This window comes from Providencia sp. 2023EL-00965, assembly GCF_033550225.1.
Classification (GTDB): domain Bacteria; phylum Pseudomonadota; class Gammaproteobacteria; order Enterobacterales; family Enterobacteriaceae; genus Providencia; species Providencia manganoxydans.
Genome location: NZ_JAWUEH010000005.1, coordinates 140979 through 153073, shown reverse-complemented (window position 1 = coordinate 153073; position 12095 = coordinate 140979). Strand labels below are relative to the sequence as shown.

At 40.9% G+C, this 12095-nt stretch carries 13 protein-coding genes; 10 read left to right on the top strand and 3 right to left on the bottom strand.

The annotated features are described in order from the left end of the window. Positions 1-39 precede the first annotated feature (39 nt). On the bottom strand, positions 40-177 hold the full coding sequence (locus SC428_RS08900) for a hypothetical protein (RefSeq protein WP_318707151.1): 138 nt from the start codon (positions 175-177) through the stop codon (positions 40-42). Between the two features lie 104 nt (positions 178-281). On the opposite strand from SC428_RS08900, the gene SC428_RS08895 reads away from it, so the two are divergent. Continuing rightward, a complete protein-coding gene (locus SC428_RS08895; RefSeq protein WP_070925653.1) occupies positions 282-1580 on the top strand; it encodes an adenylosuccinate synthase in 1299 nt (432 codons plus the stop codon). A gap of 92 nt (positions 1581-1672) precedes the next feature. On the opposite strand, the gene SC428_RS08890 is transcribed toward SC428_RS08895, so the two are convergent. Next, on the bottom strand, positions 1673-2875 hold the full coding sequence (locus SC428_RS08890; RefSeq protein ID WP_318707148.1) for a mechanosensitive ion channel family protein: 1203 nt from the start codon (positions 2873-2875) through the stop codon (positions 1673-1675). 567 nt (positions 2876-3442) lie between these two features. Here SC428_RS08890 and nsrR point away from each other — a divergent pair. The 7 genes from nsrR to rplI all read left to right on the top strand — a co-directional run bounded on the left by nsrR (position 3443) and on the right by rplI (position 8810). Next, the gene (gene nsrR / locus SC428_RS08885) at positions 3443-3865 is read left to right on the top strand and encodes a nitric oxide-sensing transcriptional repressor NsrR (RefSeq protein ID WP_070925675.1); all 423 of its coding nucleotides are present in this window, start codon (positions 3443-3445) and stop codon (positions 3863-3865) included. 41 nt (positions 3866-3906) lie between these two features. Further along, a complete protein-coding gene (gene rnr / locus SC428_RS08880) occupies positions 3907-6381 on the top strand; it encodes a ribonuclease R (RefSeq protein WP_318707145.1) in 2475 nt (824 codons plus the stop codon). 102 nt (positions 6382-6483) lie between these two features. Next, complete coding sequence (rlmB, locus tag SC428_RS08875; protein WP_140181087.1) at positions 6484-7221, top strand: 23S rRNA (guanosine(2251)-2'-O)-methyltransferase RlmB; 738 nt, start codon at positions 6484-6486, stop codon at positions 7219-7221. A 147-nt stretch (positions 7222-7368) separates the two neighbouring features. Further along, positions 7369-7764, top strand: coding sequence for a 30S ribosomal protein S6 (rpsF, locus tag SC428_RS08870; RefSeq protein WP_070925646.1), 396 nt, complete (start codon positions 7369-7371; stop codon positions 7762-7764). A gap of 8 nt (positions 7765-7772) precedes the next feature. Then, on the top strand, positions 7773-8090 hold the full coding sequence (gene priB, locus SC428_RS08865; protein ID WP_070925644.1) for a primosomal replication protein N: 318 nt from the start codon (positions 7773-7775) through the stop codon (positions 8088-8090). Between the two features lie 4 nt (positions 8091-8094). Then, positions 8095-8322 carry a 30S ribosomal protein S18 gene (rpsR, locus tag SC428_RS08860; protein ID WP_000135199.1) on the top strand — a complete coding sequence of 76 codons (228 nt, stop codon included), beginning with the start codon at positions 8095-8097 and terminating at the stop codon, positions 8320-8322. Positions 8323-8360: 38 nt separating this feature from the next. Next, on the top strand, positions 8361-8810 hold the full coding sequence (gene rplI, locus SC428_RS08855) for a 50S ribosomal protein L9 (protein WP_070925642.1): 450 nt from the start codon (positions 8361-8363) through the stop codon (positions 8808-8810). A gap of 98 nt (positions 8811-8908) precedes the next feature. Here rplI and SC428_RS08850 read toward each other — a convergent pair whose 3' ends face one another. Continuing rightward, positions 8909-9523: a LysM-like peptidoglycan-binding domain-containing protein gene (locus tag SC428_RS08850; protein ID WP_070925640.1), complete on the bottom strand. Its 615-nt coding sequence runs from the start codon at positions 9521-9523 to the stop codon at positions 8909-8911. Between the two features lie 690 nt (positions 9524-10213). On the opposite strand from SC428_RS08850, the gene SC428_RS08845 reads away from it, so the two are divergent. Both SC428_RS08845 and SC428_RS08840 read left to right on the top strand, forming a co-directional pair. Then, positions 10214-11110 (top strand): helix-turn-helix transcriptional regulator, encoded by an 897-nt coding sequence (locus SC428_RS08845; protein WP_283125993.1) that lies wholly within the window; start codon positions 10214-10216, stop codon positions 11108-11110. Positions 11111-11118: 8 nt separating this feature from the next. Then, positions 11119-12093 carry a dynamin family protein gene (locus tag SC428_RS08840; RefSeq protein ID WP_318707137.1) on the top strand — a complete coding sequence of 325 codons (975 nt, stop codon included), beginning with the start codon at positions 11119-11121 and terminating at the stop codon, positions 12091-12093. Positions 12094-12095 lie beyond the last annotated feature (2 nt).

Sequence of the window (12095 nt, the reverse complement as noted above, 5' to 3'; positions counted from 1 at the left end):
GTAATCGCTTAAGTTACGTGCAACAGTTGAAAATAACTGTTAATCTAGTAAAGAAAAGCCTGCTTCGCGGGCTTTTTTTTCGCCTGTCATTTTAAGTTGCGGATTTTTCAGGGAAAATTCATGCTTCTCAAGCAGATTACGGTCAGTTTGGGTTATGACAGAAATAAAAAATGCCATCTTTTTGGCTTTCCAGCAAAAAAATTTTTACTGTGCTAAAAATCACTGGAACAGATTATTTTAGATGGTAGAATTCATTTTTAAGCAACCGAGTGTATTTCGAAATGGGTAAGAACGTTGTCGTACTGGGCACCCAATGGGGTGACGAAGGGAAGGGCAAGATTGTAGACTTGCTGACAGAGCGCGCTAAATATGTAGTTCGCTATCAGGGCGGCCATAATGCTGGCCATACTCTTGTTGTAAACGGTGAAAAAACCGTTCTCCACTTAATTCCATCCGGTATTCTTCGTGAAAATGTCATCAGCATTATTGCTAACGGTGTGGTACTTGCGCCTGATGCATTGATGAAAGAGATGAAGCAATTAGAAGAACGCGGTGTGCCTGTTCGCGAACGTTTGTATATTTCTGAAGCATGCCCACTGATCCTGCCTTATCACGTTGCGTTAGATAATGCGCGCGAAAAAGCACGTGGTGCGAAAGCGATCGGTACAACAGGTCGTGGTATCGGCCCTGCTTATGAAGATAAAGTTGCTCGTCGTGGACTACGTGTTGGCGATTTGTTTGATAAAGCAGCTTTTGCTGAGAAGTTAAAAGAAATCGTTGAGTACCATAACTTCCAGCTGGTGAATTACTATAAAGAGCCAGCGGTTGATTATCAAAAAACGCTCGACGATATCATGGCAGTTGCTGATATCTTAACCGGTATGGTAATTGATGTTTCTGATCTGCTCTATAAAGCACATCAGAAGAATGAATTAGTCATGTTTGAAGGTGCACAAGGTACATTACTGGATATCGATCACGGTACTTACCCATATGTAACCTCTTCAAATACCACTGCGGGTGGTGTAGCAACAGGTTCAGGCTTAGGCCCACGTTATGTTAGCTATGTATTAGGTATTATTAAAGCTTATTCAACGCGTGTTGGTGCGGGTCCATTCCCAACTGAGCTGTTTGACGAAACGGGTGAGTTTTTGCGTGAAAAAGGCCAAGAGTTTGGCGCAACTACTGGTCGTAAACGTCGTACAGGTTGGTTAGACATTGTTGCTATTAACCGCGCGGTTCAGATCAACTCATTGTCTGGTTTCTGTATGACGAAGCTGGACGTTTTAGATGGTCTAAAAGAAGTTAAAATCTGTGTAGGCTACCGCCGTCCAGATGGTCAAGTTCTTGAAACCACACCGTTAGCAGCTGACGAGTGGGAAGGTTTAGAACCAGTTTATGAAGTCATGCCTGGTTGGAATGAAACAACATTTGGTGTTAAAGACAGAGCGCTATTACCTCAAGCCGCTTTGAATTACATCAAGCGCGTTGAAGAACTAACCGGTATCCCAGTTGATATTATTTCAACAGGTCCTGATCGCTCAGAGACTATGATCCTACGTGACCCGTTTGACGTATAGTCTACAGATAGCGACTTGCTAGAAGCATGCATTAAAAAGTGCTGATAAGCAGATGAAAAAACACCGATTTATTCGGTGTTTTTTGTTATTTGTTACCGATATTTTAAACTCGCTAAGTCACTTCCGGATGGGTGTTGATAGATCCGTAGTTTAAAGTAGTTTGCAGACGCATTAACATACTCAAAAATTTCCGATTGGACTTCTTCATATTCAACCCAAGTGGTTGAACGGGTGAAACAATAGATTTCGACAGGTAGTCCATTGGGTGTTGGTGGCATGGTACGTATGACTAAATACATATCGGTTCTGACATCACCGCGCATTTTTATCCAATTCAAAATATATTTTCGAAATAGCTGTAGGTTAGTGACGCCATTATTCATTATCCAGTCATTTATATCACCGATATCACCTCGTTCTTCTAGCATATTTTCTATACTCTGACGTAACGGAGCGGTATTTTTTAATTCGCTGATCAGATCTTCAGTTGCAAAGCAGATAGACGATTGGTCAATATAAAAGCTGCGCTTAATGCGACGTCCTCCTGAAGAAAACATCGGTTGCCAGTTAGTATATTTTTCGGTCAAAAAATCTTTGGTGGGAATACGTGAAATAGTGTTATCCCAATTTCGAACCGTAATAGTATGTAGTGCTATATCAATGACTTCTCCGCTGATATTACTGCTGGGTAATTCGATCCAATCATACAGTTTTAATACCTTTCCATTTGATACCAAAATATTGGCGACAAACGATAACAGTGTATGCTGAAATACAAACATTAATACTGCCGCGATAGCACCGAAGCTGGAAATGATAATGATTGGAGATTGTTCGGTCATCAATGCGATGATCAAGATAAAGGAAATTATCCAAACGACAATTTTAGCTATTTCAATATAGCCCTTGATCGAATTATTGCGATGTAGCACTTTTTTTGATTGGCGCAGGATAAATACATCTAGCCCATCATTCACTAATGCGGCAACATTAATAATAATCAGCGCCCAACAGATAGTTTTAAAGGTAATGTTCACTTCATCAGAAAATGAAGGCAGCATCTGATTGATATAAAGTACTAACGTCACGGCGACGATCGACGCTATTTTTCGCGCAACTCCATCAATTAACTCATCATCACTTAAATTAGTGAGTAATGGTAATAATCTTCTAGCAAACCGCAAAAAAATCACTTTTCCAACAAACCATGTGAGTAGCAATATGGCCACTAGAAGGGAAGTCATTAAGAAGGTGTTCCCTGATATATAATTATATATTTCAATAATTTGTTCCATAATTTCCTATGTCACCTCTTTATGGTACTAACCGTTCATTGTAAAGCAGATCAAATTAAAAGATTTGATATTAAAAGTGGATCCAGCAGTATCTATTCCGTTATGACTCTTTCTAAACAGTATAGATAAACTAAGGTAAGCTCAAGAAACACGAGTCGCTAAAAAATATGTGCTATTATGTGTTCGATTGTTCTTTGATATTCTTTGTTGTCAAGGTAGAGCGAAAAAGGGTGACAACTAAACACCCTATAATGGTAATTGCTGATCCTACTATCTCATGATAGAGCCATTTTTCTTTGTTGATAAGTTAAGTTAAACGCTATTTTGTGATGTCAAATTGAAGCGAAATTAGCTCCATTATCTTATTGTTAGGGTGAGTTTATTCATTTGAGAATAGGATTACTGATACTGAGTGACTGTAGCGCGAAGACCAATAACGTGAAGTCTAGTGGTGATTAAGGTATTGGCCTCACGCAACACGTCGACAATAATTTTTCTATAATTTGAGATTGAAAAGGCACAGATGGTGAGATTGCCATTGGCCTAGCCAAAAATTTTGAGGTGATTGTGCAGCTAACAAGTTTTACGGACTATGGATTACGTGCATTGATATACTTGGCATCGCTCCCTGAGGGGAAAATGACCAGTATCACAGAAGTCACTGAAGTTTATGGTGTCTCGCGTAATCATATGGTTAAGATCATTAATCAGCTCAGTCACCTTGGCTATATTAAAGCAACACGTGGTAAGAATGGCGGGATTACATTAGGCCAAGCAGCAGAAACAATACGCATTGGCGATGTTGTTAGGGCACTTGAACCCTTAACATTAGTTAACTGTAGTGGCGAATTTTGTCATATAACACCAGCCTGTCGATTGAAGGGTGTGCTTCATCAGGCGATACAACAATTTTTACAAGAACTTGATAAACATACGCTGGCTGATATGGTCAAAGACAACAGCCCGCTTTATCAATTACTGCTTGATTAGATAGGCAGTAATAACAAATTCTGATGACAACGGAGGTAACGATGTCACATGATCCTTTTCAGGAAAGAGAAGCAGAAAAATACGAATCCCCTATTCCGAGCCGAGAGTTTATTCTTGAACTCCTGACCAAGCGGACTGCACCCGCAAAACGTGAAGAAATTGCACAATTATTAAACCTTTCTTCAGAAGAAGAACTCGAAGCCTTGCGCCGCCGCTTGCGGGCAATGGAACGCGATGGACAATTGGTCTTCACTCGCCGTCAATGTTACGCCTTACCAGAGCGCTTAGACCTACTGAAAGGTAAAGTTATTGGTCACCGTGATGGTTATGGTTTTTTGCGCGTTGAAGGTAAAAAAGAAGATTATTATCTCTCACAAGATGAAATGAAACGCGCCCTGCACGGTGATGTCATTTTAGCGCAAGCTTATGGCCAAGATCGTAAAGGGCGTACTGAAGTTCGAGTCGTTCGTGTACTTGAACCACGTAATAATCAAATTGTGGGTCGCTATTTTATTGAATCAGGTATGGGGTTTGTGGTGCCTGATGATAGCCGTTTAAGTTTTGATATTTTAATTCCTAAAGATCAAATTAATGGTGCTCGCATGGGCAATGTGGTGGTGGTTGAACTGGTTTCAAGACCTCAGCGCCGTGCTCAAGCAGTAGGTAACATTATTGAAATTTTAGGTGAAAGCATGGGCACAGGTATGGCGGTTGAAATCGCTTTGCGTACCCATGAAATTCCACACACATGGCCTACTCAAGTTGAGAAGCAGGTTGCTGATTTAAGCGAACATGTACCTGAGTCAGCTAAAAAAGGTCGAGTCGATCTGCGTGATTTACCATTAGTGACCATTGATGGTGAAGATGCTAGAGACTTTGATGACGCAGTACATTGTGCACCGAAAAAAGGTGGTGGCTGGCGTGTATGGGTCGCGATTGCGGATGTTAGCTATTATGTACGTCAACAAACAGCCCTTGATGATGAAGCTCGAAGCCGTGGTAACTCCGTTTATTTCCCATCACAGGTAGTGCCGATGTTACCAGAGGTACTATCCAATGGCCTCTGCTCATTAAATCCAGGGGTAGATCGCCTGTGTATGGTCTGTGAAATGACCGTATCAGCATCGGGGCGTTTGTCATCCTTTAAATTCTATGAAGCGGTGATGAATTCACATGCAAGGCTGACTTACACAAAAGTTTGGAAAATTTTGCAGGGTGATGAAGAGCTGCGTGAACATTACAAAACATTAGTTCCGCATATCGAGCAGCTACATGCACTGTATAAGACATTAGATGCTGCGCGTATTGAGCGAGGTGCAATTTCGTTTGAATCGGAAGAGGCGAAATTTATTTTTAATGCCGAGCGACGCATTGAACGTATTGAACCTGTCGAGCGTAACGATGCTCACAAGTTAATTGAAGAGTGCATGATTTTAGCCAACATTGCAGCGGCGCGTTTTGTTGAGAAAAATGAAGAACCTGCGCTATATCGTGTGCATGACCGCCCGAAAGAAGAGAGCGTGATGAACCTGCGTTCGGTGTTTAGTGAACTGGGACTCACATTACCGGGTGGCATGAAACCAGAGCCGAAAGATTATGCTCAAGTGATGAATGATGTGGCAGAGCGCCCTGATCATGAATTGCTGCAAACGATGATTTTACGCTCCATGAAACAAGCGATTTATGATCCTGAAAATCGTGGCCACTTCGGGCTGGCACTCAAATCCTATGCGCACTTTACATCACCAATTCGTCGTTACCCTGACCTTACTTTGCACAGGGGGATCAAATATTTACTGGCGAAAGAACAGGGGCATTCGGATCATCGTTGGACACCAACAGGTGGCTGGCATTCTGATATGGATAGCATGTTACAACTCGGTGAGCATTGCTCAATGACTGAACGTCGTGCTGATGAAGCTACTCGTGATGTCGCCGATTGGTTAAAATGTGACTTTATGCAGGATCAAGTGGGTCAAGTGTTTACAGGCTTGATCACCAGTGTTACCGGTTTTGGCTTCTTTGTGCGCCTTAATGACTTATTCATTGATGGTTTAGTTCATGTCTCGACATTAGATAACGATTATTATCGCTATGATGCAGTCGGTCAGCGTTTGATTGGTGAATCATCAGGTACCACTTATCGTCTTGGCGATGAAGTGGAAATCCGTGTTGAAGCAGTACACATGGATGAGCGCACCATTGATTTCGCCTTGATCTCAACAACGCGTAAGGCGAAAAATCCGGGCAAAACAGCTCGTGACAAAATGAAAAAAGAAGTTAAAAATGCCACGAAATCAGCGCGTGGTAAGCGTGATGTCAGCAAAGAAAAGAATTTCGAACCTGATTCAGCTTTCCGTCGTTCAGAGAAGAAAGGCAAGAAAACGGATAAAAAAACCGATAAAAAAGCGGATACCAAGGCAAAAGCGAAAAAAGCCTCTGATAAGACGAAGAAGATCACTGCAAAATTAAAAGCAAAACGCGCAGCAAAAAAAGCTGAGAAGCAAGCAGGCTAATATAAGTAAAGGGGGTAGCGTAGGCTACCCCAAACTGTGAGCCAACAAATTAGGTTAGGTGACGTGATGTCACCTTGAATTCCATCAACAAAAAAGATATTTATGAGCGAAATTATTTACGGCATTCATGCAGTGAAAGCCTTACTTGATCGTGATGCATCACGGATCAAAGAAGTTTATATTTTAAAAGGGCGTGAAGATCGCCGTTTGATGCCGATTATTCATGAAATCGAGGCGCTTGGCATTGTTGTGCAAGTTGCTAATCGCCAATGGATGGATACACAAACGGAAGGGGCTGTGCATCAAGGCATTATTGCAAAGGTGCTGCCGGGTAAACAGTATCAAGAAGGTGATTTACCTGATTTTCTGGAAAGTACAGAAGCGCCATTCTTATTAATTTTAGATGGTGTGACAGATCCCCATAACTTGGGTGCTTGCCTACGTAGTGCCGATGCGGCAGGCGTACATGCGGTGATTGTGCCTAAAGACAAATCCGCACAATTGAATGCAACTGCCAAAAAAGTGGCATGTGGTGCAGCAGAAAGTGTACCACTGTTCCGTGTGACTAACTTGGCAAGAACATTGCGTTTGTTGCAAGAGTATAATATTTGGATTGTCGGTACTGCTGGTGAAGCAGACCATACGCTTTATCAAAGTAAACTGACAGGGGCAATGGCTCTAGTAATGGGCGCTGAAGGTGAAGGAATGCGTCGTTTAACCCGTGAGCATTGTGATGAGCTCATTAGTATTCCAATGGCGGGCACGGTTTCTTCATTGAATGTCTCTGTAGCGACAGGTGTTTGTTTATTTGAAGCTGTACGTCAGCGCAGTGCAAAATAAATAATTTGTCGCCATCCCTTGAGTTTTTCCTCTGGGATGGGTATAGTTACGCGTCAATTTTTTAGCCGCACTCAATAAGTTCCTTGCCTCCGCGGGCCGCGGTTAACCCTGACAGGAGGCTGAATAATCCGTAAGGAGCAACTACTAATGCGTCATTACGAAATCGTTTTTATGGTCCATCCTGACCAAAGCGAACAGGTTCCGGGTATGATCGAGCGTTACAGTGCTGTTATCACTAACGCACAAGGTCAAATCCACCGTCTAGAAGACTGGGGCCGTCGCCAACTGGCTTACCCAATCAATAAACTGCACAAAGCTCACTATGTTCTGCTGAACGTAGAAGCTCCACAGGAAGCGATTGATGAGCTGGAAACTAACTTCCGCTTCAACGATGCCGTTATCCGCAGCATGGTTATGCGCTTAAAACACGCAGTAACAGAAGCTTCTCCAATGGTTAAAGCTAAAGACGAACGTCGTGGCCGTGACCTGTCTGATGAATATCAGGATGAAGAAGCTGAAGAAGCTGGGGATTCTGAAGAGTAATTGCGCAGGTGTTCACTAATCGTTTGGTGCTCACAGGTACAGTCTGTAAAGCATTGATTCGAAAAGTGAGTCCATCGGGCATCCCTCACTGCCAGTTTGTTTTAGAACATCGTTCGGAACAACAGGAAGCTGGGTTGACTCGGCAAGCATGGTGCAGAATGCCCATAATTGCTAGCGGACAAACCTTACAAGCCCATACTCACAGTATAACGGTCGGCAGTCGGATTACAGTCACTGGTTTTATTAGCACCCACCAAGGGCGCAATGGCCTAAGTAAACTGGTCCTTCATGCCGAGCAGATTGATTTGATAGATTCTGGAGACTAGCCATATGGCACGTTATTTCCGTCGTCGCAAGTTCTGCCGTTTCACAGCGGAAGGCGTTCAAGAGATCGACTATAAAGATATCGCAACGCTGAAAAACTATATCACTGAAAGTGGTAAAATTGTACCAAGCCGTATCACCGGTACTCGTGCAAAATATCAGCGTCAGCTCGCTCGTGCTATCAAGCGCGCTCGCTACCTGTCTCTGTTGCCATATACTGATCGTCATCAGTAATTGGTACAGTCCATTAACGACTTTAAGAGGATAAGGTAATGCAAGTTATTCTGCTTGATAAAGTAGCTAACCTAGGTAGCCTGGGTGATCAGGTTAACGTTAAATCGGGCTATGCTCGTAACTACTTAGTTCCACAGGGCAAAGCTGTTCCTGCAACTAAGAAAAACATCGAATTCTTCGAAGCTCGCCGCGCTGAACTGGAAGCTAAATTAGCTGACGTTCTAGCAGCAGCTCAGGCTCGTGCAGCATCTGTTACTGCACTGGGTTCTGTCACTATCGCTTCTAAAGCGGGTGACGAAGGTAAACTGTTTGGTTCTATCGGTACTCGTGACATCGCTGATGCAGTAACTGCAGCTGGCGTTGCAATCGCGAAAAGCGAAGTTCGCCTGCCAAACGGCGTTCTGCGTACTACTGGTGACCACGAAGTTCACTTCCAGTTACACAGCGATGTTTTTGCAGAGCTGAACGTTATCATCGTTGCTGAGTAATCAATAATGATGGTAGTGCCATGAGTTTACTGATGGCACAAAAAAACACCGGCTGGTCCGGTGTTTTTTATTGTCTGTAATAAATGATTTTACTAAAACTAAGGTGTACGGTAGTAACTACCATCGCTTAAACGAGCAAAACTAAAGGTTTTTCCATCTGGAGTGGTGATCTCCAACACCTCTACTTCACCTTTAGCATTCGCTTTTAAGCGAACTTTTTGGCCTTTATGTAAGTTGCTTAAGGGTTTTTCTGCCCCTTCGGCTCGTGCCATGACAAAGGCATCATTAGCCTGCAAATTATTATCACGAAATAGCTGCGCGAGTGTTTTTCCTTTCTGTATTTGATAATTCCGCCACTCATTTGCCGATGGTTGAGATGCTGTCGTCGGCTGCTGCGTTTGTTTTGGTGGTGTCGTTGTCGCTGGTGGAGTGGTATCAACTGGCGCAGGATCCTCTGGAGGCTCTTGAACTATTTCAGGTTCAGTCGGTAAGCCTATTTGTGGTTGCTCAGAGTCCCCGTTACTGACAGGCTCTTCTGGTGTTGAGGTGATGATTTCAGGCGTTGTCGGTGGTGGTACAACAATCGGTTGAGGCTGATTTTGCGTAATTTGGCTTTCGGTGTTTTTTTCACCTGTAGGCCAAAATAGTGCCGCTATAATGATAATGGCTAAAATAGCGATACCAATACGATGAAATACCGAAAGTTTAAACATGGCTCCTCCTTGTCTAGGAAAGGTTTGGGCATTTTTTGTAGAAAGATAGCTTATAGAGCCAAAATAACTCAACATACTGCGTGTTTATATACCTGACATACTTCAAGTTGCAGCGCTTTTCGCTAATCTATGGCGATGACGTTCATTCGTAACAGTCATCGTATTTTCTATACGCCTAGTGACTCATCCACTTATTGCCTAGCTATCCCTCAAATTATTTAGAGTATAGATGGCTTGAAACTTGTTATAGCCTTAATCACTGAAATATTAAATCAGAAATGTACTGGTTATTCATCGAATTGTTAATAAATGCGGTTATGTGGTCTACCACCTAGGCGTGCTTTGAATATATATTCGTGATACTTCAAGTTGTAGCACCTTCGCTAAGGTATGGTGACTATGTTTACTGACGCCAATGCTTGTATTTTCTATGCAACTAGTAATTCATTCGCTTATTGTCGAGCTTATCTAGAATTATTTAGATCATAGATTAAAAAAATAAACCATTGAAAATCTTATATATGTATGAATACCAATCAGGTGATAAGTGATTTAACTTAATGAATAGTAATTTAATTTTCTATTAATTATATGAAGTTACAAAAAAATTATAAAAATCAATATTGAGTGACACATCCTGTCAATGTCGGGTGATATAATCAATTGATTAGAATAATTGGATTATGTTGGATGCTAAATAGAAATTCGATACTGGCTTCTCGTCTTGCTAGTATTATATTACGACTCTTTCAAGGTGAAACATTATATTTAGCTAAGCTTGCTGAAGAATATGGTGTTCATCAAAGAACTATTCGTAGAGATATTGAGGAGAGATTGTCATTTCTTGGCATTTCTCACGATCCTAAAAATTATGGATATTCTCTTGTTACTCGAATAAATAAAAAATCTGATATTGACAGCATTGAGTTATTTTCACGTTTAGTAGGTGTTAATGGATTGTTTCCTAGGCTGAACCAAGAAACCATTAACTCTTTGCTTAAGGGTGAACATGAAAATGGAGTTATTGTTCATGGGCATAAATATATTACAGAGAAAATAAATAGCGATGACTTTGAGAGAATAAAAAAATCCATTTTAGAGCATCGAAAAATATCTTTTTTTTATTCAGGACGTGGTAAAGAAAAAAGTTATTCTGTCGAGCCATATAAATTGGTGAACTACAATGGGATATGGTATCTCGCTGCTATTCATAATAATAAAATTAAAAATTTTTCATTGATTAAAATAACTAACCTCAATTGTACATTCGATACATTTATTCCTAGTAAAGAAATATTGGATAAAGTCGATCAGGAAGAGAGTGTATGGGGGAGCACACAAAAAGTAGAGGTAACCTTGAGTGTCTCATCTCATGTTGCTGAGTATTTTTTACGTCGTGAGCTACTCAATGAGCAAGAGATAAAGCATCACACTGTCGATGGTGATCTTATTATTTCAACAAAAATTTCGCATCCAACAGAACTTCTACCAACTGTTCAATATTGGATACCACATATTAAGATAATCGAGCCTTATTACTTAAAAGAAGAGCTAGTTACCACTATACGAGATTGGCTAAAAGAGTAGATAACAGCATGACATCGTTCAGAAAACGTATCAAGAGAAAATCGAAAAATAATCTTAACAATATTCCCAAAACAGTAAATATTTTTGTTGCTGCCACGATGAGTGCAGGGAAGTCCTCCTTAATTAATGCATTGTTAGGATCTGATTTATTATGGTCGGCGAATGAAGCTGCAACAGCCTCAATTACTCGAATTCATCATTCGAAAACTATCAAAAATAGCACTGCTGGTGCTTGTTTTGATTGGAATGGGAACTGTCGTGAATGGAGAGATAATATTGATAATATACTACTCCATCAATGGAATGCACACCCTGAAGTTAAGCATATCGAATTAAGCCATTATATTAGTCGATTTGCCTCAAGTGCTTTTAAACCCATTATTTATGATACGCCTGGTGCAAATAACAGCCAAGATCCAAACCATGCGATATTATTTAATGAAGCATTAAACGAGTGCCAAAATGGGATGATTATTTATGTTCTTAATGCAACACAATTAGGAACAAAGGATGATGCATATTTATTAAGCGAAATAAAGTCACATTTAGGAAGTCATCCGGCTAAGAAAATTATATTTGTATTGAATAAAATTGATGAGATTGATGAAGAAAAAGACGAAAGCATTCAAAATACCGTTAACTCTGCACAACAATATTTAGAAAAACTTGGCTTTTCTAAACCAGTTATTATTCCAAGTATGATGCATGCGGCATTAATTGCACAAAAAATATTAGCGAACGCTTCAACAACGCGTTTGCAGCGTAGCTGTTTAAAAAATGAGTTGATTCGTTTTCGTCACAATAAACATCTTTTAAACCATGCGGCACAGCTCCCAAATAAAATTAGTGTCATGTTAAACAAAATAGAGGGATCACATACACCTCACCTAAATAACAACGAATTTTGTAAACAAGAGCTTATGCAATTTATAAATTACAGCGGCCTAACTGCATTAGAACTTTATCTCAAACATTATCTTTAAGA

Excerpts from the sequence above, each read along its gene's own strand:
- rpsR (WP_000135199.1), top strand. The coding sequence starts at position 8,095 with ATGGCACGTTATTTCCGTCGTCGCAAGTTCTGCCGTTTCACAGCGGAA.
- rlmB (WP_140181087.1), top strand. The coding sequence starts at position 6,484 with ATGAGCGAAATTATTTACGGCATTCATGCAGTGAAAGCCTTACTTGAT.
- SC428_RS08840 (WP_318707137.1), top strand. The coding sequence starts at position 11,119 with ATGACATCGTTCAGAAAACGTATCAAGAGAAAATCGAAAAATAATCTT.
- rpsF (WP_070925646.1), top strand. The coding sequence starts at position 7,369 with ATGCGTCATTACGAAATCGTTTTTATGGTCCATCCTGACCAAAGCGAA.
- SC428_RS08845 (WP_283125993.1), top strand. The coding sequence starts at position 10,214 with ATGCTAAATAGAAATTCGATACTGGCTTCTCGTCTTGCTAGTATTATA.
- SC428_RS08850 (WP_070925640.1), bottom strand. The coding sequence starts at position 9,523 with ATGTTTAAACTTTCGGTATTTCATCGTATTGGTATCGCTATTTTAGCC.
- SC428_RS08890 (WP_318707148.1), bottom strand. The coding sequence starts at position 2,875 with ATGGAACAAATTATTGAAATATATAATTATATATCAGGGAACACCTTC.
- rnr (WP_318707145.1), top strand. The coding sequence starts at position 3,907 with ATGTCACATGATCCTTTTCAGGAAAGAGAAGCAGAAAAATACGAATCC.
- rplI (WP_070925642.1), top strand. The coding sequence starts at position 8,361 with ATGCAAGTTATTCTGCTTGATAAAGTAGCTAACCTAGGTAGCCTGGGT.
- SC428_RS08900 (WP_318707151.1), bottom strand. The coding sequence starts at position 177 with ATGGCATTTTTTATTTCTGTCATAACCCAAACTGACCGTAATCTGCTT.
- SC428_RS08895 (WP_070925653.1), top strand. The coding sequence starts at position 282 with ATGGGTAAGAACGTTGTCGTACTGGGCACCCAATGGGGTGACGAAGGG.